Origin of the sequence: Erwinia sp. INIA01 (assembly GCF_025947915.1) — a bacterium.
In the GTDB taxonomy this organism is placed as follows: domain Bacteria; phylum Pseudomonadota; class Gammaproteobacteria; order Enterobacterales; family Enterobacteriaceae; genus Erwinia; species Erwinia coffeiphila.
This window is the reverse complement of record NZ_JAPDNC010000003.1, coordinates 283,515-308,088: the sequence shown is the minus strand read 5'-3', so window position 1 is coordinate 308,088 and position 24,574 is coordinate 283,515. Positions and strand designations below refer to the sequence as shown.

Below are 24,574 nucleotides of genomic sequence, written 5' to 3'. Positions count from 1 at the left end.
GCACCGGCATCCTCGTTATCGCACGCAAAAAAAGCCGCCATCCCAAAAGAGACAGCGGCTTCAAACTTCACTAAACGAGCAAAAACCTAACCCGATAACTGACCGATATCATCAGAAATCGACGTTAATCCCCGCCTGGAACGTACGGCCAGGCATCACTGCCAATGCCTTCTCGTAGGCATCCTGAGCCGTGCTGCCGGTCAGATCGCGGCTGCTGAGATAATCCCAATATTTACGATCGGTCAGGTTATAAATACCCCCGCTCAGCTTCACGTTCTTCGCCACCTGCCAGTACGCAGTCATATCCACCATGCCGTAGCCAGGAATACGATTGTACTCGGTGCTGGAATCGGTCAGCGCCGTGCCGCTGTTGGTGTAGCTTTCGCGGTTGGTCGTGCTGGCCTGTTTACCCTTCACGAAGGTCGCCACCACCGCCGCACCGTAGCGCTTCGCCGGATCGTCCCACGCCATGCCGACCACCGCTTTCATCGGTGCTACGCTGTCGATATCAACATATTTGTCGCCGTCGTAGCTGGACTTGGATTTACCTTCACTGTAGCCCAGGGCAAAGGTGGCGCTCAGGCCGTTAACCTCTTCGAACCAGGTACCGAAGTTCACCTTGCTGCTCAGCTCTCCGCCCCAGATGTAGGCCTTATCGCGGTTTTCAGCCTGATAAATGGTGTAAATGTTCGACGGTACGTTGGTGAACTTATCAGGGCTGCCGGAACGTGTGTAACGGCTGTAGGCGATAAAGTTCTTGTAGGTGTTGTAGAACAGAGAACCGTTCAGCGTTACGCCGTCGGTTACGTTGCCCTTCACACCCCACTCCAGGTTATTACTGGTTTCGGTTTCCAGATCCGGATTACCAATCAGCGCGTACTGCGCTGTACCGGCATAGGATGAACCCAGGTTCCATGAACCGTAAAGCTGGCTGGCGTTAGCAAACTGCGCGCCGCGCTTGTACTGCAGATAAGTGATCATCTGCGGGGTCAGATCGTATTGCAGCATCAGCGACGGCAGGATCTGGCTGTCGCTGTTCGCCGAGCCATACAGAGTTTCCAGCTCAGATGCGGTCAGTACGGTGCTGCCGGTGGTCAGACTGGACAGGTTCTGCGGCTTGGTATTTTGATATACCGCGCGCACGCCCGGGATCACCGCGAAACGGCTGCCGTTCAGATCGAAGTTGATCTTATCCTGCACGAAACCACCGACGGTGTAGCTGCGGCTATCGGCCTGTGGCTGCATGATCACGCTGTAGACGCTCGGTGCCGGGTCCTGACGGAATGGGCGTTCGGTGTCGGTGATGCGGCCGTTGATTCCGGCGCTCAGATCGTGACGGCCAAGCGTTTTATTACCGTGGGTATCAAAGCCCCAGGTATCAACGTTGTAATCCGAGTAGACATGCTGCATGGTGCCGCTGCTGTCTGTTGGCATGTAGGTGTTGTCATGCGCCTCGGTGTGCTGGTAGTAAACACGGCTGGACAGGCTGTCGACAAAACCATTGTCCGGCGTGTACTCATCCGCCAGGCTCACACCCCAGCGGCGGGTATCGCTCTGCTGCTGGCTGTCGCCAATAGTGCTGGTGCCTGCGGTGTTCCAGGTATCGTAATGGGTGTGGTTAACCTTGTGGTAGTAGTCCAGCGTGGCGCTGAATTTGTGTTCGTCGTTCGGCTGCCAGATCCCGGAGGTCATCAGCGCGGTTGAATGCCAGTTAGCCGGATAAGCGCTGACTTCATCGCTGTCATTGCTGGTCTGCTGACCGTCGCGGCGGCTAAGCACGAAAACGCCACGCAGAGTACTGTCGCCCGCTGCGGCGGTGATACCGTTATGCCAGCCGCGAGTGGCGGGATCGTAATCACTCTGGTAGCCAAACCAGGTGGAGCGTTCCGGGGAAAGATAATCATCCGCTGATTTACTGCGGAACGAGACGTTACCACCAATAGAGGTATTTGGCTGATCGACGGAAGTGGCACCGGCATCAATATCCACGCTGCCGTACATATAAGGATCAATATAATCCCGGCCAATACCAAAGGTATTTAATCCCGCGCGGCTGACGTAGCTGCGCCCGGTCGCATCCGGCAGCGGAATACCATCCACGTCTAAACCAACGCGGTTGCTTTCCAGCCCTCGAATATTAAATCCGGTGTAGCCGCTGCGGTCGAAGCCGCTTTTCCCTGCGGTCGAACCGCCGCTCACGCCCGTTGCGCTAATCAGCGGCTGATAACGCATTACCGAACCGAAATCGGTAGTGCCGTTCTTCTGCATCTGCTCGGCGGTAATGGTGGTTTTGCTGCCGCCCTGAAGCGGAGCCTGGGCGGTAACGGTCATGGTGCCCTGTTCATTGCTGCTTTCTGCTGCGGTTTTCGCTGTGGCAGAAGTTTCAGCCTGCGCATAGCCGCAGGCACAGTGAATCGCTGCGGCCAGCACCGCCCATTTCATTACCGGCGCACTGATTCCCTGTAATTTTGACGTGGTGAGCATTTAATTACCCTTAGCTTGTTATTAGTATTGGCTCACGGATTGCTTCGATAAAAAAGAATACGAACTTAGTTAAGTCTCACTAATATTATTATATTTTTAAGGCGGCGGGATATTAATAGGAATGATTATCTTTATCAATAGAGCACGGAGCAGAAAGTTCACTTTATTATTAAGAATAATTAATTTCGCAGAATAGCGTTAAGACCGTTAAATAAACCAGATACCTGCTTTCGAAAAACTTTCACTCTCCACACAATTTCCTCACAATTATTTAAATATAAAACTCAACGCTGAAAAATAATGATTAGAAAACGGATTTAAATAATGGATCGTGAAGGGCGAGTGCTGTGAAGGATTGGTAGTAAGCGATGTCTGTCCTTCGGGCAAGCGTCGTGCTTTGCATGCAGATGCGTACGAATACGGGCAACAATGAGCGATAAGAATTGGCACTCCGGCAGGGGTAACAACAGGTAACAGGTAACAGGTAACAGGTAACAGGTAACAGGTAACAGGTAACAGGTAACAGGCAGGCATCATCAACAGGGGGCAACCGGCGGCAACGTAAATCTGCATAAACCGGTTAAATAGCTGGGGGTAACTGCCGATGGGGGATGTGGCATGCATTTACCTGCAAAGCCAACGGTGCCTGACATGCAGGCTCTGGCTCTGGCTCTGGTTCTGGTTCTGGTTCTGGTTCTGGCAATAAACTAGCTGCGTTCGATCTTTTTCGCCGCCTCGTCCAGCGCATCAACGATCGCGTAGAGGGTTTCCTGCGAGATATCCTGCTGTGACAGCCGCGAGTTGAGCGCGGTCTTCATATTGTGGATTGCCCGTTCGACTTCCGGCACGCTGCGGTTATGCACCAGCACCGCCAGTGAGGAAAGCCGCTGCATGATAATCACCAGATTGGGCTGATTCCGCTGTAGCCAGTCGCGGCCCTGCGGCTCCAGTCGATAGGCTTTACGCGCCGCCTGCGGGTCGATGGCGGCAATCATCGCCGTTTCTTCCAGCAGCGTCAGGCTGGGATAGATTATTCCAGGGCTGGGCGTATATTCCCCTTTCGACAAATCCTCAATGGCTTTAATCAGCTCGTAGCCATGGGCATCACCCTGGCTGAGAAAATGCAGTACCAGCAGGCGAATATCGCTGCCGTCGAGCATTTTTTCCCGGCGCTTTTTGCGCTGGCTGACGCAGGCGGTACGAGGTTCGCTGTCTGAGGAAGTAAAGGGAGATTGCGGTCGTTTCATCGCCTGCCCGTGCGGAAAAATAAGGGGGATGATAGTAGACCGCCACCCGGTGAAACACAACCGGCGCGGCGGCCCACAGGGTTACTTCTGGTGCCAGTAGGCTACGGCACGCACAAAGTTATCGTCGCAGCCGCGCTGGAGGACAAAGTAGTCATTAAGCTGTTTTACCGCTTCGCCTTCACCGGTCAGCCAGATAAAGTAATCTTCGTGCGGCAGCTGAATGCTGTCGAGTTCGCTTATCAGCGCCAGCAGACGATCGCCGTGCATATTGCCGCTGCCCAGCCAGCTGACATCGATGCCGTTCAGTCCGTCCAGATAGAGGCTGCCGCTGGCTTCATCAGCAAAGGCAAACAGTTTACGCACCACGCCCTGCACGGTTTCTTTACGGCGCTTGAACGCTGGCAGGCCGCTTTCGTCACAGACGTAAAGCTGGAAGGCATAATCCTCCGGCACGATCATCGAGCCGCGCGGGCCGCCAATTGCCAGCGGGTCGCCGACCTGTGCCTGTGCCGCCCAACTGCTGGCGACGCCGCCGTCGTGGATATAGAAGTCCAGAGTCAGGGTATTTTTTTCGCCGTCAAACCACAGCGGCGTATAGTCGCGGGAAACCGGGCGGATGCCCTCTTTCCACACCACGCCGTCGGAAGTCACTTCCGGCAGATGCAGTTCGCCGGTGACGGCATCCGGGAAGAACACTTTGATATGGTCATCGAAACCCGGCGAAACGAACCCCGCCAGGTCGTCACCGATAAAATCAATACGCCAGAAATTTTCAGCAACGAGCGTTTTTGCTGCCACCGTAATCTGACGGAAGCGCAGTTCATTACGTACGCGCTTCGGCGCGCGGCTTTTATTCTCGGACAAGATTATTCTCCTTGGGCTGCCGGTTGAGATCCGGCAACGTAACACCGGCAGGCAACGCCCGCCGGGAGCAATAGATGATGTGTAATCGGGGTATGCGTCAGACGCTAACCGCCAGCACGGCAGTTTCCGCCACCAGCGAATCATTGGCACCGTGCGCCCCGCTAACGCCAACGGCACCAATCACCATTCCGTTCAGCCAGACGGGTACCCCGCCCTCCAGCGGCGTGACGCCGGGCGTGGCCAGAAAACTTGGCCGGCCGCTGTTGATAAACTGCTCAAATTCCTGTGAAGGAGCCTGCAGCAGCGCAGCCGTCCGCGCCTTACCGATCGCCACATCCGGGCTGATGCCGATCGCGCTGTCGCTCCGCTCCAGTGCCACCAGCTGACCGGCATGGTCAACCACCGCCACGCTGATATGCCAGCCGTTTTCCAGCGCTTTCTGCTGTGCGGCAGCGATAGCATTGCGTGCGCCCGTAAGGGTGATGGTCAGCTGAGTTCGTGATGCTGCGTGTGCTGTTTCTGTTACCGATGTGACTGTCATAACGTTCTCCACATTTTTGGCAATGGCTGAACTGGTAATGATTCGTATTAACGCATAAAAATATATCTATGATATATCTTCACCACAAGCAGCAATCTGCTAAGACGAGCGGTAAAAAGTAACAATCTGTGCGTTTTGGGTCGAAAACTGCCGGGTTTACCTGGGTCGGAACGTTACTTCGCGACCGGGCGATACTTCCACAGCCAGCGACCGCTGTTAAAGCGGCGGCGGAAGCAGACCCCGCGAATGATCCAGTCCAGCGCCATGCCCAGCCAGATTCCGGCCACACCCATGCCGAGTACAATCCCGAGCAAATACCCGGCAACGATGCGCCCACCCCACATGCTGAGTAGCGACACCCACATGGTGTAACGCGCATCGCGCGCGCCTTTCAACCCGGCCGGCAACACCCACGAGGCAGCCCAGAACGGCATAAAGGCGGCGTTCAGCCATACCAGCATTTTCACCACGTGGATCACCTGCGGGTCCTGGGTGTAAAACGCCGCCAGCACACCGGCAAATGGCACCGTCAGCAGAGCCAGCGTACACAGGCCAATATTCGACAGACAGAAGATGTAACGCAGCAGCCGCTCCGGCTGGCCCAACTGACCGCGCCCAAGCCGGGTACCGACAATAATCGTCGAGGCGGAACCCAGTGCGTTACCCGGCAGGTTAATCAGCGACACGATAGAGAAGGCGATAAAGTTGCCGGCAATCACGTCTGTCCCCATGCCGGCAACAAAGATCTGAGTGAGCAGCTTGCCGCCGTTGAATAACACCGACTCAATGCTGGCGGGAACGCCGATACCCAACACCTCACGCACGATCCCGAGATTCAACCGGGTAAAATAACTTTTAAGTGATATTTTCAACGCCGGTACAAAGCCAATAAACAACACGTAAATCACCGCTGCCGCGCCGATGTAGCGGGAAATGGTCAGCCCCAGCCCGGCACCGATAAACCCCAGCCCGTGCCAGGAGAAGCAGCCGTAGATCAGTACGCTGCTGATGGCAATATTGAGGATATTCATCCCGCCGTTAATCAGCATCGGAATCTTGGTATTACCCGCTCCGCGCAGTGCGCCGCAGCCGATCAGCGCAATGGCTGCCGCCGGATAGCTCCACGCGGTGGTTTGCAGATAGGAGAGCGCCAGCGCTTTAACTTCCGGCTCCGCTTTACCGGCAATAAGGTCGATAATCTGCGGCCCGATAAACTCGATGGCAATCGCCAGCAGTACCGCAAAAATCGTCATGATGACCAGCGACTGGCGGGCGGCCGCTACCGCTCTTTCCCGATTCAGCTTGCCGAGACTGAAGGCCACCACCACCGTGGTACCGAGATCGATGGCGGCAAAAAAGGAGATAACCACGATATTAAAGCTGTCCGCAAGGCCAACACCGGCCATCGCTTCACTACCCAGCCAGCTCACCAGGAAGGTGCTGAGCACCCCCATCAGCAGAACGCAAAGGTTCTCAAAAAAAATCGGGACGGCCAGCGGTGTGACTTCACGCCAGAACAACACTCGCCAGGAGCGTCTTTTGGGATACCACGCGGTACGTTGAATAGCCTGCTGCAGAGAAACTCTGAGGTTTTGCAAGGTCATTCCAGCTTTTTTATCAGGGAGAGAGAGGACTTATTTATGATGGTTAAAGCAGGCGAGTTATGCAAAGTCTTTTTATGTTTCAAAGTACTTTCAGAGGTGGTGCAGACCTGCGCCTGCACCATTAAGGGTTAGATCAGGGTTCGCTGAGTGAGTTTCTGCAAAATTTTAAGCGGCGCATTATCGGGGTTTTTCATCGCCGCCACCGGCAGCAGGAAGGTTTGCTCCAGCATAAACTGCCCGCTCATCGCCGCATGGGGCGTTTGATCGGCAAAACAAATCCAGCTGCTGCCCGCGGGCAGTTCCAGCGTGACCTGCGGTCCCTGCTGCTGGTAGTTCTCGTCACCTTTCATGGTGTCGTGCAGTTGCAGCATCAGATGATCATAATGGCTGCGATAACTTTTGGTGATACCAAGGCGATTCTGCAACCAGCTGCTGAACGGTGAAAAACGCTTCAGGCGTGGGATAAAGCGTTTGGCCAGCACGGGGAACGGTTCCCCTACGCGCCAGCAGCGGCTTTCACCGTGTGGATTAATATTGGTGAAGATACGCAGAATACGCTCACCGTGATTGGGACGTGATGGGAACGCATCGACATGCAGGCGGGTATCATCCTTTCGCCATGATGTGGCGTCGCGCCAGACGGTGATCGGATGCAGGCGCAGTGAGTTAACCGGCGAATGCAGCGCTGATTTGTATTCCGGCAGCAGGCTGCTGACCAGCTGGCAGGCATAATCATGGTGACGCTGCAGCAGTGCCTGCACCTGCGCTTTTTTCTCCGCCTGAGCAACGCCGTTCAGCTTGCCGTTTTGCGCATTAAAACTGATATTTTTGCGTTTAGGATCGACCAGGTCCGGGGTTAACAGCGCCAGTTCTTCCGTACTGAGAGGAAAAGCCAGCGAGGGGAGAAATAACACTTTCCCCTGTTCCAGCGCATCAACGGCGCGAGCATCATCGACGGTTTCGTTCCAGTGGCGCATCGCCAGCGAGCGAATCACCATATCGTGTGAGAGTGGGCGTTCAGACATTTGATATCCTTATTTCCTTGCAGCGAGAACCGGCTTCCAGCACGCCGCCGTTGTCTAAATAAAGTGTAATAACGTAAATTACTGCGGGATAAATAGTCAGCTTCTGACGGCTGATTATATGGCGCAGAGCCAGAATTAATTAAACCGGAGGTCAACAGAGCCACGGTGTTTACTGTTACACTGCGCCATCTTTAAAGGAGCTAATCATGAAATCCCGTTCCGTAACGCTGGATGATGTTGCTCAGGCAGCGGGCGTCTCCTATCAGACCGTTTCCCGGGTGCTGAATCACTCCAGCCAGGTGGCCGAATCGACCCGCAGTCGAGTTGAGGCTGCGATGGTTGCACTTAACTATGTGCCAAATCGCGTTGCCCAGCAGCTGGCTGGAAAGAACACCCGCACACTCGGGCTGGCAACCAGCGATCTGGCGCTGCTGGCTCCGGCGCAGATTGCCTCGGCGATGCAGCAGCGTGCCAGTCAGCTGGGATGGCACCTGGTGATGGCAATGGCGGGGGCGGACGGCGCGCAGGCGGCGGTCAGCGATCTGCTGGCGCAGCGGGTAGATGCGTTGCTGATTAATCTGCCGCTGGAAACCGATGCGGCGCAGCAGATTGAAACGATGGCCGGTTCCCTGCCCTGCCTGTTCCTTGATGTGGCGGAAGAAGCGCCGGTGTCCAGCTGCGGTTTTAGCGCACGAGCCGGAGCGCGCCAGGGCGCAGAGCACTTGCTGGCGCTGGGACATCGCCGCATTGTCTTGCTTAACGGACCATCGTCATCGGTTGCTGCACGCGCGCGGGCAGATGCCTGGCGGCAGGTACTGCAGCAGCATCAGCTGGTTGCGCAGGCCGAACTGTTTGGTGACTGGAGCGCCAGCTCGGGCTTTCAGGCGGTCATGCAGCTGACCGACCCGGATTTACCCTCGGCACTGCTGGTCGCCAACGATCAGATGGCGCTGGGTGCCATGCAGGCGCTGCATCAGCGCGGCATCGTGGTTCCAACAGAGATTTCAGTGGTGGGCTATGACGATACCGCCGACAGTGCCTGGTATCAGCCACCGCTGACTACGGTTCGCCAGGACATGCGTCTGCTGGGAGAGCGCAGCGTTGATTGGTTAATCAGTCGTGTGGAACAGCCACAAAACCCGAGGGCGGGTGAAATCTTTACTACGGAGCTGGTGGTGCGCAACAGCACTGCGCCGGTGTTCAACGGTAAAAACGGGAGTGCTAAAGTCGCCGCAGAACTTCGCCGCCTGGCGCGCGTTCTGGCACAAGGTTCGGAGCCGTAGCCCTTCCCTCAGGCAAAAAAAAGCCACTATATGCATAGTGGCCTCTGAAACAGTATCGGTGGCGACCGCAGAACGGTGCCACCTTTCGCCGGACGTTACTTCGGCTCGCCCATCGCTTTCAGTTTTTTCGACAGGTCGCGACGTTCTTTCGACAGGTCAGCATTCTTAATGATGTAGTCATCAACGCGGTCTTCATAATCACTACGCATGCTGGCGATGATTTCCTGGATGGCTTCCACGCTCATGCCCGGCTTAATGTACTCGGACAGGTTATCAAGCAGCAGCACGCGTTTCTGGTTGTCGCGGATTTTCTTTTCGTTATCGACGATTTCACGCTGCAGTTTGTTTTTGCGACGGAACATACGCACGAACTCCAGTACGTCCTGAAATGATTGCTTTGCATTTTCCATGAAGACACCTTTCTTTTGGGCCTGTTGCACAGGCATCACTGTCGTGGCTATCAGCTTAGCGGCACACCGCTGCCGATGGCAATGTTAAATCTGCTCAACCGAATAGCACTATCTTACCCTGGCGCTGAGCATCCCGCAGTAAGTAGTTGCTGAATCGTTTTATTTTCGCAGCGCGAGGCGCAAAAGCTCGGACAGTCGCTCCAGCTGACGCGCCATTTCCAGGCTCAGCCAGACATAACCGTGAATGGGCGTTTCCACCTGTTCATCACCGCCGGCTTCGGCGATAAGCTGGCGCAGTTCGCGACTGATTGATGCCAGTTCTGCACTGTTGGCCGCCATTTGCTCAGTGTTGCCGTCAACGATGGCTTTCGATAGCGTGCGCAGCATATCTTCCGTCATCTGCTGCGTGCGCCGCAGGGTTGGCGCATTAAGCAGAATAAGATGACTTTGCCGCGAGGCCCACCAGGCGTTTAACTGCAATTCCAGGGTACAAACGATATTGCGGTTAAGGGTCTGAATGGCTTCGAATACCGAGCGGGGCGTGCGCGTTTCCTTACTGGCCGGATCGATCAGCGAGCGCATTTTCACCACCTTGCCCAACAGTCTTTGTAGCGGGCGCGTCAGGCGCGGCTGTTCGACGAGATTTGGCGAAAAGCCGGCATGATAGATTTTTGCCGTTTCCAACAGGGAATCAGACAGCTGAATGCGCCAGTGGGTATAGGCTTTCTGCGGCCAGATACTGGTAAACAGTAACGCCAGCAGTGAGCCGAGAATGACATCCCCGCCACGCCAGAGCGCGGAATGGATATCTCCCGGTGTACCGCCGCAGATCACGGCGAGAGTAATGCCGATCAGCAGCGCCATATAAGGATGCTTACCCAGCGTAAGGAAGCCGCAGATAAACATCACGACGGCACACCACACCAGCATCACCGGCAGGCTGAACAGTTCCAGCTTCAACGCTATCAATCCGGAGATGGAGCCAAATATCGTGCCGCCTATACGCTGCACCGCGCGAGGAAACACGTTGCCCCAGGATGAGATTGGCCCCATCACGACAACCAGTGTGATCAGCGGCCAGCTGCCTTCCGGAATATCCAGCAGACGCACCAGCAGAAAGGTGAGCACAAAGGCCACGGCAATGCGAATGCCGTGAACAATACGGTAGTTGCGATAAACGCTAAAATGCAGGGCCGAAAGCGGCGTGTCGGGTCGCAAAACAGGCTCCGAAAAAGATCAGAAATAGCGGCTAATAATACCTGAAGCGCGGAAGATGGACAGACGGACATGGCTGATTTTAGACAGTTTTTCAGGCCATTTCCGTGCGGTAAACAGCATTAACCACTGTGATTACCACACGGTAGCAAAACTTTAACGCACTGATTTTTTTGAGTGCATTTTAATTACAAAATTCCAATAAGAAATTCACATCATGCCTGGCGCTTTTCAATAGGCACGCAAATCAGGAATTCCCAGATTCCGGTTTCTGATCCATCGTTCAGATAACGATCGTAGCAGGGGCCTTCCGCCTGCTGATAACCGCTGCCCGGTAGCCAGTCATTAAAAAACTGACTCCACGGTTTGCTAAAATCACCATCACTGACCTGTACATGAGCTACGGCATAACGCGCGGCCGGAATCGGTCGCAGCTGCACACCTTCACTGTCGAGCGGTAAAATAAACTCTGTCGACACGCTGATACCGGTGTCCACTTTGAGCTGATCTGCCGACATCTGCTGTGGATTACCATGGTAAACCGCCAGCCATTCGCCCTTCAGTCGATTACGGTTTACCCACTCGCTCAGTCGGGAAAAACCCTGCGGAACGGTCATTTCCCACGCACCTTCAAGTCGATATCCCGCCATTTGACTGGCCGGTAACTCCTGTATTTCTACTCTCATCACATTTCATTCCTTTTCGCGTTGTGGTGTTACGATGTCCGGCGCAGCGGAACATGACCGCCGCGCCAGCCCAGACCCGGGACCTCACATGTCTCGGGTTAAAAATCATTCCAGTGCTGCGCCAGTTGCAGTCTGAGTTTCTCAACAAACAACCTGACTCGCGGCGGCTGGTGAAGACCGCTCAGCCAGATGGCATGCAGCGGTGCCGCAGGTAGCGGATAGTCCCCCAGAACCGTCAGAAGACGCCCATCACGCAGGTCCCCCGCGACGTCCCAGATTGATTTCATCGCGATCCCCGCGTCATTCAGCGCCAGTGCATGCGCCGCTTCTCCGGTGTTGACCTGCAGCCGTGAATTTATCGGCACGCTGCGCTGCTCTTCATCGCTGCCAAAACGCCACTCGGTCATCGGTGCATCTCCGGTAACGATGCAGCAGTGGGCGCTCAACTCTTCCAGCGTTTGCGGCAGGCCATGCCTTGCCGCATAGCCCGGCGAGGCACACAGCACCCGCCGATTGCCAACCAGCTCCCGCGCCACCAGCCGGGAATCCGCCAGCGCACCGTAGCGGATTGCCAGGTCATAGCCGCTGGCTGCCAGATCGATAACCCGATCGCTAAGATGCAGCTGGAGCTTAACTCCGGGGTGCTCAATCATAAATTCATTAAGGATCGGCGCAAGCCAGCGCTGCCCCATACTGTGTGATGCGGTGATCCGCAGGGTTCCGCTGGCACGCCCCAGGCGATTGGCCAGTGCGCTGTCAATCGCCTCCAGCTCTTGCTGTAATCGCGCGGCATGTTCAGCAAAAACCAGCCCTTCATCGGTCAGCGAAACATGCCGCGTGGTGCGGTGAAACAGCCTTACGCCAAGCTGCTGTTCCATTTGCGTCAGCCGTTTGCTGACGACGGCCAGCGAGATCCCGAGCTGACGCCCGGCCGCCGATAATGTTCCGCCACTGGCTATTGCATTGAACAATGCCACATCACGCAGATCTTTTAACATCACCATTCTCAATTTTATGGAAACAATTCATTTCCATTCTTGCATACTGCGTTGATAAATACAGTTATCTGCCCGCTAAAACCAGGACAGATTGCAAATGGCGATATGAAGAGCCGCAGCTGCGTTTAGCGCTGTAAGCGGGCGGATCGGCGACACCACTTTTTACAGCTTACGCTGAATGTAATCGCTGATGCGGGTAAAAATGCCGGCCTGTTCTACCGACTGGAGAGTTACCAGCGGATAGCTGGTCAGCAGCTTATCGCCTTCCACCAGCTGAATGGTGCCAACCTGCTCATGCAACTTCAGCGGCGCTTCCAGATTTTTATTTTCAACCACATAGCGCGCTTTGATTTTCTGAACTTCATCACGCGGCAGGGAGAGGTAAATATCTTTTTCGCTGCCCAGAGGAACGCTGCGCGGGCTGCCGTACCACACTTTTTCATGGCCGATCTCTTTTCCAGCGTGGAACAGCTGCACGGTATCAAAGTTGCTCTGCCCCCAGGTCAGCAGCTTGCGAGCCTGCTCCTCACGCCCGTTCGGACTTTTCCCGCCCATTACCACCGCGATCAGACGGCGCTGACCATCAACGCTGGAGGCAATCAGGTTAAACCCTGCGCTTTCGGTATGCCCGGTTTTCAGGCCGTCCACGTGCAGAGTCTTGTCCCACAGCAGGCCGTTACGGTTCTGCTGGGTAATACCGTTCCAGGTCAGCGATTTTTCACTGTACATCTTATAGAAGTCCGGCTCACCGCTGATAATCGCCCGGGACAGGATCGCCAGATCGCGAGCGGTGGTGTACTGGCCCGGAGCATCCAGCCCGTGAACGGTTTCGAAATGACTGTTAGCCATGCCTAACTTGCCCACGTACTGATTCATCAGATCGACAAAACTGGACTGGCTGCCCGCCACGTAGTCTGCGAGTGCCACACAGGCATCATTGCCGGAGTCGATAATCACTCCCCGGCTGAGATCGCGCACGGTGACTTTATCGCCAGGTTTGAGGAACATCAGCGAGGAGCCCTTAAATACCGGGTTGCCGGCAGCCCAGGCATCTTTACCGACGGTAACAATATCATCGCGGCTGATGCGCTTTTTATCGATGGCGCGATCCACCACGTAACCGGTCATCAGCTTGGTCAGGCTGGCCGGGTTGCGGCGTTCATCCGGATTACCGGCCGTCAGGATTTGCCCGGTGGTGGCATCCATCAGTACCCAGGAGGCGGCATCAATAGCCGGAGGGGTAAGCGGGAACGCCAGAGCGTTCTCTGCGGGGAGATCTTCAGCACGGGCAACCGTACTCAGTAATAAAACCAGGCATACACTTCCAAGCTGACGCTTCTTCACCGCTAAATCCTCGAATTAACCAACAAAAACTGCGGATGTTGTACGAGATATCGCGTGGCAAAGTGTAATTAAATTGCAAGAAAATATGAATAATCAGAGAATTAGCGCACTAGCTGGCTTTCGACGTCTGGTACTGCACTTTCACCGCATCGATCATTGCCTTGCAGTCGGTAAAGCGATCTTCCGCTCGCTCAGCACCCAGCGTAACCACCAGCAGCAACTGGTTGTTCGGCATCGATACCACGCAGGCCAGGTTGTAGATGGGTGCCAGCGTGCCGGTTTTACCGCCAATCACTTCCAGATCGGAGAACAGCAGGTTGTTGGTGTTTGAGATGGTTTCAATACGCGGCGTATCGCCAAACACTTTCAGACGGTAGTTCTGCGTCTTCCAGCTGCGCATAATCATCGGATAGCGCGTGGCGCGTGCCACCATTTTCAGGGCACCGATCACGCTGGCATGATTGTTTCCCAGCCCGGAAGGCGTGGTAAACAGAGCCGAGCCCATGCCGATAGAACGGCATTTTGCATTCATCTGGCGCACCCAACGTACCAAGGCCTGTCTGTCGGTGTAGTCGGTGATCCCTTCAGCCTGCAGCAGTTTTCCGCCCCAGATTCTGGCAATCATATTGGCAGTCACGTTGGAGGATGGCAGCATCAGATTATAGAAAGCATCATTCACCGAGATGGATTCACTGACGTTGAGGTTAGCGCCGGAACCCAGCGCGGAATCAGCATCGGTGCGGGTCAGCAGCGTGGTTAAATCAGGTTTCAGGTCCGCCAGAACCATTGCGGTCAATATTTTAGTCATTGACGCCATTTGTTGCAGATCGCGGTCACCCTGGGTGTACAGGGCTTTTGACCGTACCGGGCCCGGCCCTTCATTAATCAACAGGATGCCAGCGGCTTTCGAGCTGCTCAACGCAACGGGCGGAATGGCTAACAGATTTACAGGCAATTTATTCCCCGATTTCAGACAGTAACCCTGCTTCAGTGTAACGCTTAACCGTCCGTCAGGCGAGAGTTGGTAACACAGTATAGCGTGCGGCAGTCTGGAAATGCGTGGTCGCATTTTTTCTTCGCCGGTGAACGGCTGCATTCGTCACTTCAGAGCAGGGGGATAATGGTTTACCATATCTGAAACATCGTTCTGCATCGCTCAGGGCCATATGAACAAAAGTGAACGGATATAAACTTTGAAAAACGATCGCGCACAGCCTACCTTCCTCTTCCACGATTACGAAACCTTCGGCAAAAGCCCGTCTCTGGACCGTCCGGCTCAGTTCGCCGGGATTCGTACCGATATGGATTTCAATATTATTGGTGAGCCGGAAGTGTTTTACTGCCAGCCTGCTGACGACTACCTGCCGCAGCCGGAAGCGGTGATGATTACCGGCATCACGCCGCAGATTGCGCGCGCGCGCGGCGTCACCGAGGTAGAGTTTACCCGCCGTATCCACCAGCTGTTCAGCGAACCCGGCACCTGCATCGTTGGCTATAACAACGTGCGCTTTGATGATGAGGTGAGCCGTAATCTGTTCTATCGTAATTTTTACGACCCCTATGCATGGAGCTGGCAGAACGGCAACAGCCGCTGGGATTTGCTGGATGTGATGCGCGCCTGTTACGCCCTGCGCCCGGAAGGGATTATCTGGCCGGAAAACGACGACGGTTTTCCCAGCTTCCGCCTTGAGCATCTGACCAAAGCCAACGGTGTGGAACATGCCAACGCTCACGATGCGATGTCGGATGTCTATGCCACGATTGCCATGGCGAAGCTGGTCAAAGAAAAGCAGCCAAGGCTGTACGACTTCCTGTTTACCCATCGCAATAAGCAAAAGATTACCGCCCTGGTGGATATCCCGCAGATGAAACCGCTGGTGCATATTTCCGGCATGTTTGGCGCGGCGCGCGGTAATACCAGCTGGATCGCCCCGCTCGCCTGGCATCCCGACAACCGTAATGCGCTGATTACCTGCGACCTGGCTGGCGATATGTCGCCCCTGCTGACGCTGGATGCAGACCAGCTGCGTGAACGGCTGTATACCCGGCGCGATGAGCTGGGCGACGCCTCGCCGGTGCCGCTTAAGCTGGTACATATCAATAAATGCCCGGTGGTGGCTCCGGCCAATACCCTGCGCCCGGAAGATGCGGCACGGCTGGATATCGATCGCCAGCGCTGTCTGGATAACCTCGCCCTGCTGCGCCAGCACCCGGAAGTGCGTGAAAAAGTGGTGACGCTGTTTGCAGAAGCGGAGCCGTTTACCCCGTCGGAGGATGTTGATGCCCAGCTGTATAACGGCTTCTTTAGCGACGCGGATCGCCAGGCAATGAATATTGTGCGTCAGACAGCGGCGGAGAATCTGCCCGCGCTGGATTTGACCTTTGCAGATGCCCGCATTGAGAAGCTGCTGTTCCGTTTCCGCGCGCGCAATTTCCCCGGCACGCTCGATGACGCTGAACAGAAACGCTGGCTACAGCACCGTCGTGAAGCGCTGAATCCGCAGCGCGTGCAGGATTACGTGCAGGAACTGGAGATGCTGTATAACCAGTATGAGGGTGATGCAGGAAAACTGGCGCAGCTTAAGGCGCTGTTCGAGTATGCCCGCGAGCTGACTTCCTGACGATTTTCGGTGATCGACAGGTAAAAAAAGGGGCGGTTCATATGAACCGCCCCTTTTTAATGCAAAGCTTAACCGCCGTTACATCAGGTCTTCGCTACACTGCGGCACCGGATTACGGAAGCTGCGAGTCACGAAGGCCAGATAAATCAGACCAATTGCGCCCCACACCAGGCCAAGAACCATTGAGCTCTCTTCCAGGTTAATCCACAGCGCACCCACCGTCAGCGCACCCAGCATCGGCAGGATCAGGAAGGTGAAGTTGTCTTTCAGCGTTTTGTTACGCTTTTCACGGATCCAGAACTGCGAAATTACCGACAGGTTTACGAAGGTAAACGCGACCAGCGCACCGAAGTTAATCAGCGCCGTGGCAGTGACCAGGTCAAAGGTGATGGAGGTCAGCGCGATAGCACCAACCAGCAGCACGTTCAGCGCCGGGGTACGCCACTTCGGATGGATATAGCCGAAGAAACGCTCCGGGAACACACCATCACGGCCCATCACGTACATCAGACGCGACACGCCAGCGTGGGCCGCCATGCCTGAAGCCAGTACGGTCACACAGGAGAAAATCAGGATGCCGAACTGGAAGGCTTTGCCCGCCACGTACAGCATGATTTCCGGCTGTGATGCATCCGGATCTTTAAAGCGAGAGATATCCGGGAAGTACAGCTGCAGGAAGTAAGAAACCACGACAAAGATCACGCCACCGATTAAGGCAGTCAGGAAGATTGCTTTCGGGATCACGCGCCCGGCGTCTTTGGTTTCTTCAGACAGCGAACTAATACCGTCAAAGCCGAGGAACGAGAAGCAAAGTATGGTCGCCCCCGTAATCATCGGTACAACGTGGGCATTTTCAGACCAGAATGGCTTGCTGCTGACCAGCGTACCGGCACCTTCGCCGTGCGCTACGCCCCAGACCACCATGCCCATAATGACCACCATTACCGCCACCTGCAGCACAACGATCACGCTGTTGAAGTTAGCAACGGTTTTAATGCCTTTCAGGTTAGACAGGGTCATAAAGCCCACCAGCATGATCACGAAAATCCATGATGGAATGCCGGGAACCAGTGCTTCCCAGTAAATTTTGGCCAACAGAATGTTGATCATCGGCATAAACAGATAATCAAGCAGTGAAGACCAGCCGACCATAAAGCCGACGTGTGGGCTAATCGCTTTCTGTGCATAGGTGTAAGCCGAACCCGCAGACGGGAAACGACGAACCAGCTGGCCGTAGCTCAGCGCGGTAAACAGAATAGCAATCAGCGCAAATGCGTATGCGGTAGCTACGTGACCGTCAGTTAAGCCGGAAACAATGCCAAAGGTATCGAAGAGGGTCATTGGCTGCATGTAAGCCAGGCCCATCATCACTACAGGCATTAACGTCAGCGTTTTCTTCAGGTGAGCACGAGGCTGTGCGCCAGGAGTAGCGGTATTAAGCGACATGATTCAGCCTCCCCATAGAGTCAACCTTTCTGGGTTGAACCACAGGGAAACTTCGCGTACTGCGATAGTCTTTCTTAAGAGGATTGAGGGAATAGCAGGCAGGAGTAGAAAAAGATCCTGCTTTCGCGCCGTAGTCGTCGCGTTGGCGAATACCAGCAGATGCTGGAGTAAGAAGATGTTGCCCCATGTTTGTTTCCTCAATAAGACACGTCACTGTGTGTGCTGAAAGCTTATATCTATCCGGTTCTGGACCGGCCTCTTAAAATACAAAGTTCGTTTACCTGCATAAAAAAAATAACCGCCGCCAGGATTAATTAGCGTCGGTTACGTGATCTTTCTTATTGCAGGGCGCGTATTTTGCACCAAACGGAGGCACTCTGACAAGCTTTTGAGACTTCCAGTTACAAATTTACGTTTAATCCTAACTGGCAAAGCACTGTTACACAGACGATTACCCGCGTTCAGCGCCTGCCAGCCGGGGCTTCAGGCGTTTTTTAGCATCCAGTCAATTTCCGTGGCGGTGATTAGCCGCTCGAAGTGCATCAGCTCATGATGCTTACAACTGTGCCAGACAAAACCGAAACGTGCGCCCAGCAATTTCTGTAATGCATGGCTTTGCTCAAATTCATACAGCGCATCGCTCTGGCGGATCGGCAGCGGGTTGCCCTCCGCCTCGTGCCCGTTACCTTTCACCGCGACTGGCAGCGGCAGCTGGTTATCCAGCCCGTGCAGGATACCGGCCAGAATCGCCGCCATCACCAGATAAGGGTTAGCATCAGCACCGGCAACGCGATATTCCACGCGGTGGTTATCGCTGTCGCCGCAGGGAATACGCAGCGCCACGGTGCGGTTATTGTGGCCCCAGGATGCCTGTAGCGGAACGAAGGCATCCGGCAGGAAACGGCGGTAGGCGTTAACGTTGGGTGCCAGCAGCGCCATCGAAGCCGGCATCAAGTCGATCATCCCGGCCAGCGCACGCTTCAGCAGCGGCGAATCGCTGCCGTCATCGCAGATAAAGGCATTATGATCGGCGGCATCCAGCATGCTGATATGCACATGCATGCCGCTACCGGCATACTCTTCGTACGGCTTGGCCATAAAAGTGGCATTCATGCCGTGGCGTTCGGCCACCTGACGGATCAGCCGCTTCAGCTGCACGGCGTGATCGCAGGCGCTCAGCACATTACGCGTGTGGTGCAGGTTGATCTCAAACTGGCCCGGGGACGCTTCCGCCAGCGCGCCGTCGGCCGGGATGCCCTGCTGTTTCGCCAGCTCGTCGATTTCACTCAGCACGTCGGCAAAATGGTCGAGATTGTCAACGGAATAGACCTGGCTTTGCATGTTGCGCTCGTCGCTGCCCGGCGCGCACGGCGGCTGAATATAGCCCTCGGCATCGCGCTGCTTGTCGACCAGATAGAACTCCAGCTCTACCGCTACCACCGGGAACAGTCCTCGATTGCGCAGCTGCTGCCACAGCTGGTTGAGGACATTGCGGGGTTCAACGTCAAAGGGAGTGCCATCTTGATTGCGCATGGTCAGGAGAATTTGCGCCAGATGTTCGGGATCGGAAGCGGAGGGAATTAAAGAACCTTCAACGGGAACGCAGATATTATCCGGTTCACCCAGTACCTGGCCCAGCCCCGCTTCTTCCACGGTGTTGCCGAGGATATCCATGGCATAGACAGAAGCCGGGAAGTAACAGCCTTTTTCCAGTTTCTTCAGGCTGGCAATCGGAATGCGTTTACCGCGAAAAACGCCATTTAAATCGTTGAGGAGGATATCGACGTACTGCGTTTCAGGATGGCGTTCCAGGTAAGTTTGCACTTCACTCTGGAACGCGGTGGTTCGTTTCTCTTCACTGTGCCGCGTGAAGTCTTCAACTTCGACAATATTGGTCATGATGCCACCCACCAGGTTCGTTTCGTTGTTGAGCGTTGCTCAAAATAACAGCCACACTATTAACATAGCGCCAACACAAAGAGTGTGCAAATGTAACTAACTGCTTTATTTTTCGCCTCATCACGTTTGAATATTACCCATCCCGTTGCTAGATTGACATAATATTGCACAGTTTTGCGCCACGGGCGGTTCCACCGGTTGATATTTTTAACAGTGTAACGGGGTGAGAATGGGCATTATTTTTGACAAACCATTGATTGGCGTGGTGATGTGCCAGGTCGATAAAAACGGCCATCCGACGCAGATGGTACACAACAAATATCTCGATGCCATTCTGTTGGCTGGCGGAATTCCACTGGCGCTGCCCCACGGGCTGATGTCAGCCCCTCATCTATTAGAAAACGCTATGGCTGCGCTGGATGGCATTTTACTCACCGGCAGCCCAAGCAATATCGAACCCCATCATTATCATCAGTCCGGGGAAGAACCGGATGCCGATCCCGGCCGCGACCGCCTGGCCTTTGCGCTGGTCAACTACGCGCTGGAAAACCGGATGCCGCTGCTGGCGATTTGCCGGGGGCTGCAGGAACTGGTGGTTGCCACCGGCGGTGATTTGCACCGCCAGCTCCATCTGGTAGCCGGCATGCAGGATCACCGCGAAGATCCCTCCCTGACGCTGGAGGAACAATACTCACCGGTTCATGAAGTCTGGCTGGAACCGGACGGCCTGCTCTCATCGTTGGTAAACCACGCCAGCAGGCTGCGGGTCAACTCCCTGCACCAGCAGGGAATACGCACGCTGGGCGCAAAAATGCGGCCCGAAGCGCGTTCCGCCGACGGCCTGATCGAAGCCGTCAGTCATTCTCAGCATCCCTTTGCCCTGGCGGTTCAGTGGCATCCGGAATGGCAAAGCGCCGGTTCGGAGCCCTCCCGCCAGATTTTTGGCGGGCTGATCGCGGCCAGCCAGCGTTTCAGAAAGGAAAGGCTATGAGCGAAATCACCCTGGCTCCCGGACGACGGCTGTCCGAGCTCCGGCAGCAGATGGGTTTGTCACAGCGCCGCGTGGCGGAGCTTTCGGGCCTGACGCACAGTGCGATCAGCACCATTGAGCAGGATAAAGTCAGCCCGGCAGTCAGCACGCTGCAAAAGTTACTCAAGGTTTACGGCCTCTCTCTGTCAGAGTTTTTCTCAGAGCCGGTGGTGGATGAAGTACCTAAAGTGGTGATTGAGGAGCATGAGCTGATCGATATCGGCGGCCAGGGGGTTTCGCTTCGCCTGATCCACAACGGCAACGCCCGCAGAACGCTGGCCATGCTGCTGGAAACTTATGAGCCAGGCTCAACCACCGGTGAAAAAATACGTCATCAGGGGGAAGAAACCGGCACGCTGCTGGAGGGTGAGATCACGCTGAATATCAACGGTCAGAGCTATCACCTGCATGCCGGTCAAAGCTATGTCATTGATACCGGCAACCCCCACAGCTTTACCAATTCCTCTTCCCGGCGCTGCTGCATTATCAGCGCCCATACGCCCGCAACGTTTTAGCCACGACAGGCCCGGTGCAGCCGGGCATAAGGGAAAAAATATGCATGTGAATAGCTACTATGCAGCAACTGCCAACCCGCACGAAGCCTGGCCGCAGCTGAAAGAGGGTATTCAGTGCGACGTGTGCATCATCGGTGGCGGGTTTACCGGCCTTTCCTCGGCGCTGTTTTTGACCGAAGCGGGCTATGATGTGGTGGTACTGGAGGCGGCACAGGTTGGTTTTGGCGCCAGCGGCCGCAACGGCGGGCAGGTTGTTAACTCCTACAGTCGCGATGTCGACGTTATCGAACAGCGCTACGGCAGCGAGAGCGCGAAGCTACTGGGGAGCATGATGTTTGAGGGCGCGGCAATTATTCGCGATCGCATCGACCGCTATGCCATTGACTGCGATTATCGCCCCGGAGGTGTTTTTGCCGCCCTCACCCCGCGACAGATGCAGCATCTTGACGCGCAGTCGGAACGCTGGCGGCGCTATGGCAACCACCAGCTTAAGCTAATGGACCGCGAGGAGATTCGCCGCGAAGTAGGCAGTGAACGCTACGTCGGCGGGCTGCTGGACCGCAGCGGTGGGCATATTCATCCACTAAATCTGGCGCTGGGCGAGGCTGAAGCCATTCGCCGCCACGGCGGCCGGATCTATGAGCGTTCGGCGGTCACCTCCGTGCAGTACGGTTCGCCACATCGCATCAGTACCGAACACGGACAGGTTCAGGCGCGATTTGTGATTTTTGCCGGTAATGCCTATCTGGCACCGCACCTTGAACCCCGGCTGGCGAAAAAAAGCCTGCCCTGCGGTTCGCAGATTGTTGCCACCGAGCCGCTCTCAGCCGAAGTGGCACAGTCGCTGCTGCCGAACAACTTCTGCGTTGAGGACTGTAACTACCTGCTGGACTATTTCAGGCTGACCGCCGATAACCGCCTGCTGTACGGCGGTGGCGTGATCTATGGCGCGCGCGAACCGTCTGATATTGATGCGCTGATCCGCCCCAAGCTGCTGAAAACCTTCCCGCAGCTGGCCGGGGTGAAGTTTGATTACGCGTGGAGCGGCAACTTCCTGCTGACGCTGTCAAGAATGCCGCAGTTTGGCCGCCTGGAAAACGGCGTTTACTACATGCAGGGCGACAGCGGCCACGGGGTGACCAGCACCCATCTTTCCGGTCGACTGATCGCTGAGGCGATGCGCGGTGACGCCGAACGCTTTGATGCCTTTGCGAAACTGCCGCATCTGCCCTTCCCCGGCGGGCGCACCCTGCGCGTGCCGCTGACCGCGATCGGGGCCGCCTGGTATGCGCTGCGTGACCGACTGGGGGTTTAAATCCGGCCGGTTCGCAGTAAAATGCGGACCGGTCACCTGAGGAACCGTCATGAATTCAACCAGTAGCAACACCCGTTTCTTCATTATTGTGGTTTTTGGCATCATCCTGTTCTGGGCGGCAGCGTACCCCCTCTCCCGCTATGTTTCCAGCGCGGCCTTCGGCGAACCCACCGGCGCAATCTACAACGCCATTAACGTGCTGTTCACCGCGCTGGCCTTTACCGGGGTGGTGATTACCTTCCGCTTTCAATACATCGAATCAGAACGATCCGCGAAGGATCTGGTTGAGCGTTCCATTTTCGAGCTATTAACGACCTTCACCACCGATGAGTTTCAGAAGGTGAAAGACGAGGCGTTTCTCGCTCTGCTCATTGCGGTGAAAAATAAAGCGTATGCGGAATATCTCAGCAGCCGCCTGTTTCCAATCGGCAGGAAGCCCTTCCCGGCCTCGGCCGCAACGGCGTATGCCGAGCTGAAGCCAGAGCTCAACGGGATGAGTCTGGATGAGGTGATCGCGCTGGATCGCAACGCGCGGCTGAAGCTGGATAATGTGCTTAACTTCTTTGCCATGCTTTCGCACCGCCAGGCGGCGGCAACGGTGATCCGCCATGTGGATTTCGCCTATGACTGGTGGCGACCAACGCTGTGGATCATCGCGCAGCTGCAAAAGGAGATTAAGGACGGCAGCGAGCAAATCAGCCTGTACTGCCGCAATCCGATGCTGCACACCACGCTGGAGCGGCTGGATGAAATTTATCAATATCCGCCGATAACGCCGGGTCCGGCGGTGTACCGCTATCTGGCCATCCATCCCTGGCTCAAAGAGCAGCAGATCGATCCGGCTTTTTTCACTGATATCCCGGAGAATGCGGCCTGAGGTGAGAACCACCCTGCATCCGTGCCAGCATCAGGATTGTCAGTGCAGTGGCCGGCACCGCTTCAGGGTTAAGCCAGCGGCATCTTGCCCGGGTCCGGGTAGCGATATTCAAAGCCCAGTTCGCGGCAGATTTTGCTGCCATCGATGATTTTACCGCGGTCTTTACCGGTGCCGTCGTCAATAAAGGTCGGCGGCGTCAGGCCAAGCTGGCGCGCGACGGTGGGATAAAACTCGTTTCGTGACGGATGAACCGGGGCGCAAAGGTTGTAAACGTGGCCACCTTTCGGCAGCTGGAGCAGCAGCCGGATGGCTTCAATCACATCCTCAAGATGCACCAGATTCACCCCCTGCTCACCATTGCTCAGCCCCTCTTTTCCGGCAAGGAAACGCCCCGGATGACGCTTCGGCCCTACCAGCCCGGCAAGTCGCAAAATATCTACCGAGGTGCCGGGAAGCTTGTGCAGCCAGTTTTCCAGCTCCTGCAGCGTGCGCCCGGCCACGCTGACCGGTAGCAATTCGCTGCTCTCTTTGGCCAAGCCCGGACGATCGCCGTACACGGAGGTTGAGCTGGTGAATATAATGCGCGGTATGTTAAAGGCCAGCGCGCTGTCCACCAGCTGCTGTACCGCCAGCAGATAGCTTTCGCCGCCGGATGCCGTGCGGCTGGCGGGAAGGGTAATCACCAGTGCATCAACGCTCAGCAAGGCGGCAAGGTCATCCGCTTCGCAGACCAGTTCCGGGTTGAGTTCCAGCACGTAGCTTTCAATGCCGCACATGCGCGCAGCCTCAACGCCGTCCGGCGTGGTTTTGCTGCCGGTGACCTGCATTCCGGCGGCGGTGAGCGACAGCCCCAACGGCATTCCCAGCCAGCCCAGCCCGACAATTGCGACTCTCTTCATGTCCTTGCTCCCGTTTATTGCAACCAGTATGCCTCAGGCTACGCCAGCCCAATGCCGCTGACAACAACCCGTGAATAAGAGAATCTTTCAACATTAACAAAAAAGTGTTGCGTCATCTCCCTATCCTGGTTAGGTTATTTGTCACGATATGAATAGACATTCATCCAAGAGAATTTTATGACTCGCGTTCAGTTTAACCATCATCACCACCATCACCCTGACTAGTCTTTCAGGCGATGTGTGCTGGAAGACGTTCAGGATCTTCCAGTGG

At 55.6% G+C, this 24,574-nt stretch carries 22 protein-coding genes and 1 other annotated feature (1 of these 23 running past the window's edge); of the genes, 7 read left to right on the top strand and 15 right to left on the bottom strand.

Going from position 1 to position 24,574, the window contains the following annotated elements:
- Nucleotides 1-111 precede the first annotated feature (111 nt).
- The 6 genes from OMR58_RS06980 to OMR58_RS06955 form a co-directional block, all read right to left on the bottom strand.
- Entirely contained in the window at nt 112-2,484 is a 2,373-nt protein-coding gene (locus tag OMR58_RS06980; RefSeq protein ID WP_444861299.1) for a TonB-dependent receptor domain-containing protein, read from the bottom strand.
- A gap of 707 nt (nt 2,485-3,191) precedes the next feature.
- A complete protein-coding gene (locus OMR58_RS06975) occupies nt 3,192-3,731 on the bottom strand; it encodes a PadR family transcriptional regulator (RefSeq protein ID WP_264545541.1) in 540 nt (179 codons plus the stop codon).
- An 81-nt stretch (nt 3,732-3,812) separates the two neighbouring features.
- Nucleotides 3,813-4,598: a siderophore-interacting protein gene (locus OMR58_RS06970; RefSeq protein ID WP_444861301.1), complete on the bottom strand. Its 786-nt coding sequence runs from the start codon at nt 4,596-4,598 to the stop codon at nt 3,813-3,815.
- Nucleotides 4,599-4,692: 94 nt separating this feature from the next.
- Nucleotides 4,693-5,136 (bottom strand): GlcG/HbpS family heme-binding protein, encoded by a 444-nt coding sequence (locus tag OMR58_RS06965; protein ID WP_105591447.1) that lies wholly within the window; start codon nt 5,134-5,136, stop codon nt 4,693-4,695.
- 173 nt (nt 5,137-5,309) lie between these two features.
- On the bottom strand, nt 5,310-6,740 hold the full coding sequence (locus tag OMR58_RS06960) for an EmmdR/YeeO family multidrug/toxin efflux MATE transporter (protein ID WP_264545539.1): 1,431 nt from the start codon (nt 6,738-6,740) through the stop codon (nt 5,310-5,312).
- Nucleotides 6,741-6,868: 128 nt separating this feature from the next.
- Nucleotides 6,869-7,765 (bottom strand): Kdo hydroxylase family protein, encoded by an 897-nt coding sequence (locus tag OMR58_RS06955; protein ID WP_200561070.1) that lies wholly within the window; start codon nt 7,763-7,765, stop codon nt 6,869-6,871.
- 206 nt (nt 7,766-7,971) lie between these two features.
- Between OMR58_RS06955 and OMR58_RS06950 the strand changes: the two genes are divergently transcribed.
- Nucleotides 7,972-9,048: a LacI family DNA-binding transcriptional regulator gene (locus tag OMR58_RS06950; RefSeq protein ID WP_264545538.1), complete on the top strand. Its 1,077-nt coding sequence runs from the start codon at nt 7,972-7,974 to the stop codon at nt 9,046-9,048.
- Between the two features lie 95 nt (nt 9,049-9,143).
- Here the strand turns inward: OMR58_RS06950 and tmaR are convergent, their stop codons facing one another.
- The 6 genes from tmaR to OMR58_RS06920 form a co-directional block, all read right to left on the bottom strand.
- On the bottom strand, nt 9,144-9,458 hold the full coding sequence (tmaR, locus tag OMR58_RS06945; protein ID WP_105591443.1) for a PTS system regulator TmaR: 315 nt from the start codon (nt 9,456-9,458) through the stop codon (nt 9,144-9,146).
- 159 nt (nt 9,459-9,617) lie between these two features.
- Nucleotides 9,618-10,676: an FUSC family protein gene (locus OMR58_RS06940; protein ID WP_200546023.1), complete on the bottom strand. Its 1,059-nt coding sequence runs from the start codon at nt 10,674-10,676 to the stop codon at nt 9,618-9,620.
- Between the two features lie 212 nt (nt 10,677-10,888).
- Nucleotides 10,889-11,359 carry a GyrI-like domain-containing protein gene (locus tag OMR58_RS06935; protein ID WP_200546022.1) on the bottom strand — a complete coding sequence of 157 codons (471 nt, stop codon included), beginning with the start codon at nt 11,357-11,359 and terminating at the stop codon, nt 10,889-10,891.
- Nucleotides 11,360-11,457: 98 nt separating this feature from the next.
- Nucleotides 11,458-12,357 (bottom strand): LysR family transcriptional regulator, encoded by a 900-nt coding sequence (locus OMR58_RS06930; RefSeq protein ID WP_105591624.1) that lies wholly within the window; start codon nt 12,355-12,357, stop codon nt 11,458-11,460.
- Between the two features lie 162 nt (nt 12,358-12,519).
- Nucleotides 12,520-13,701 (bottom strand): serine-type D-Ala-D-Ala carboxypeptidase DacD, encoded by a 1,182-nt coding sequence (dacD, locus tag OMR58_RS06925; RefSeq protein WP_200561064.1) that lies wholly within the window; start codon nt 13,699-13,701, stop codon nt 12,520-12,522.
- Between the two features lie 109 nt (nt 13,702-13,810).
- The gene (locus OMR58_RS06920) at nt 13,811-14,656 is read right to left on the bottom strand and encodes a D-alanyl-D-alanine carboxypeptidase family protein (RefSeq protein WP_200561062.1); all 846 of its coding nucleotides are present in this window, start codon (nt 14,654-14,656) and stop codon (nt 13,811-13,813) included.
- Nucleotides 14,657-14,894: 238 nt separating this feature from the next.
- On the opposite strand from OMR58_RS06920, the gene sbcB reads away from it, so the two are divergent.
- Entirely contained in the window at nt 14,895-16,322 is a 1,428-nt protein-coding gene (sbcB, locus tag OMR58_RS06915; RefSeq protein WP_264545537.1) for an exodeoxyribonuclease I, read from the top strand.
- 78 nt (nt 16,323-16,400) lie between these two features.
- Here sbcB and OMR58_RS06910 read toward each other — a convergent pair whose 3' ends face one another.
- Both OMR58_RS06910 and OMR58_RS06905 read right to left on the bottom strand, forming a co-directional pair.
- Nucleotides 16,401-17,768 carry an APC family permease gene (locus OMR58_RS06910; RefSeq protein WP_105591437.1) on the bottom strand — a complete coding sequence of 456 codons (1,368 nt, stop codon included), beginning with the start codon at nt 17,766-17,768 and terminating at the stop codon, nt 16,401-16,403.
- 483 nt (nt 17,769-18,251) lie between these two features.
- Nucleotides 18,252-19,670, bottom strand: coding sequence for a glutamine synthetase family protein (locus OMR58_RS06905; RefSeq protein WP_200546087.1), 1,419 nt, complete (start codon nt 19,668-19,670; stop codon nt 18,252-18,254).
- A gap of 226 nt (nt 19,671-19,896) precedes the next feature.
- On the opposite strand from OMR58_RS06905, the gene puuD reads away from it, so the two are divergent.
- Genes puuD through OMR58_RS06885 form a run of 4 tightly spaced genes read left to right on the top strand, consistent with a single transcriptional unit; the run spans nt 19,897 to nt 23,404 of the window.
- Nucleotides 19,897-20,658 carry a gamma-glutamyl-gamma-aminobutyrate hydrolase gene (gene puuD, locus OMR58_RS06900; protein WP_264545536.1) on the top strand — a complete coding sequence of 254 codons (762 nt, stop codon included), beginning with the start codon at nt 19,897-19,899 and terminating at the stop codon, nt 20,656-20,658.
- Nucleotides 20,655-21,212, top strand: a complete 558-nt coding sequence (puuR, locus tag OMR58_RS06895; RefSeq protein WP_105591433.1) for an HTH-type transcriptional regulator PuuR — start codon at nt 20,655-20,657, stop codon at nt 21,210-21,212. Before puuD ends, puuR begins: the two co-directional genes overlap by 4 nt.
- A gap of 40 nt (nt 21,213-21,252) precedes the next feature.
- Nucleotides 21,253-22,527: an NAD(P)/FAD-dependent oxidoreductase gene (locus OMR58_RS06890; RefSeq protein WP_264545535.1), complete on the top strand. Its 1,275-nt coding sequence runs from the start codon at nt 21,253-21,255 to the stop codon at nt 22,525-22,527.
- 49 nt (nt 22,528-22,576) lie between these two features.
- Nucleotides 22,577-23,404 carry a hypothetical protein gene (locus tag OMR58_RS06885; protein ID WP_264545534.1) on the top strand — a complete coding sequence of 276 codons (828 nt, stop codon included), beginning with the start codon at nt 22,577-22,579 and terminating at the stop codon, nt 23,402-23,404.
- A 68-nt stretch (nt 23,405-23,472) separates the two neighbouring features.
- On the opposite strand, the gene OMR58_RS06880 is transcribed toward OMR58_RS06885, so the two are convergent.
- Complete coding sequence (locus tag OMR58_RS06880) at nt 23,473-24,303, bottom strand: SDR family oxidoreductase (RefSeq protein ID WP_264545533.1); 831 nt, start codon at nt 24,301-24,303, stop codon at nt 23,473-23,475.
- A 177-nt stretch (nt 24,304-24,480) separates the two neighbouring features.
- Here OMR58_RS06880 and hisL point away from each other — a divergent pair, with 177 nt between their 5' ends.
- Nucleotides 24,481-24,528 carry a his operon leader peptide gene (hisL, locus tag OMR58_RS06875; RefSeq protein WP_100396937.1) on the top strand — a complete coding sequence of 16 codons (48 nt, stop codon included), beginning with the start codon at nt 24,481-24,483 and terminating at the stop codon, nt 24,526-24,528.
- Nucleotides 24,504-24,574 (top strand) — a sequence feature (His leader region); it runs 52 nt beyond the window's last position. It overlaps the preceding gene by 25 nt.

Coding starts and splice junctions, on each gene's coding strand:
- OMR58_RS06885 (WP_264545534.1), top strand. CDS start 22,577: ATGAATTCAACCAGTAGCAACACCCGTTTCTTCATTATTGTGGTTTTT.
- OMR58_RS06910 (WP_105591437.1), bottom strand. CDS start 17,768: ATGTCGCTTAATACCGCTACTCCTGGCGCACAGCCTCGTGCTCACCTG.
- OMR58_RS06935 (WP_200546022.1), bottom strand. CDS start 11,359: ATGAGAGTAGAAATACAGGAGTTACCGGCCAGTCAAATGGCGGGATAT.
- OMR58_RS06975 (WP_264545541.1), bottom strand. CDS start 3,731: ATGAAACGACCGCAATCTCCCTTTACTTCCTCAGACAGCGAACCTCGT.
- OMR58_RS06980 (WP_444861299.1), bottom strand. CDS start 2,484: ATGCTCACCACGTCAAAATTACAGGGAATCAGTGCGCCGGTAATGAAA.
- OMR58_RS06965 (WP_105591447.1), bottom strand. CDS start 5,136: ATGACAGTCACATCGGTAACAGAAACAGCACACGCAGCATCACGAACT.
- OMR58_RS06890 (WP_264545535.1), top strand. CDS start 21,253: ATGCATGTGAATAGCTACTATGCAGCAACTGCCAACCCGCACGAAGCC.
- OMR58_RS06955 (WP_200561070.1), bottom strand. CDS start 7,765: ATGTCTGAACGCCCACTCTCACACGATATGGTGATTCGCTCGCTGGCG.
- puuD (WP_264545536.1), top strand. CDS start 19,897: ATGGGCATTATTTTTGACAAACCATTGATTGGCGTGGTGATGTGCCAG.
- OMR58_RS06880 (WP_264545533.1), bottom strand. CDS start 24,303: ATGAAGAGAGTCGCAATTGTCGGGCTGGGCTGGCTGGGAATGCCGTTG.
- OMR58_RS06950 (WP_264545538.1), top strand. CDS start 7,972: ATGAAATCCCGTTCCGTAACGCTGGATGATGTTGCTCAGGCAGCGGGC.
- tmaR (WP_105591443.1), bottom strand. CDS start 9,458: ATGGAAAATGCAAAGCAATCATTTCAGGACGTACTGGAGTTCGTGCGT.
- OMR58_RS06960 (WP_264545539.1), bottom strand. CDS start 6,740: ATGACCTTGCAAAACCTCAGAGTTTCTCTGCAGCAGGCTATTCAACGT.
- OMR58_RS06930 (WP_105591624.1), bottom strand. CDS start 12,357: ATGTTAAAAGATCTGCGTGATGTGGCATTGTTCAATGCAATAGCCAGT.
- puuR (WP_105591433.1), top strand. CDS start 20,655: ATGAGCGAAATCACCCTGGCTCCCGGACGACGGCTGTCCGAGCTCCGG.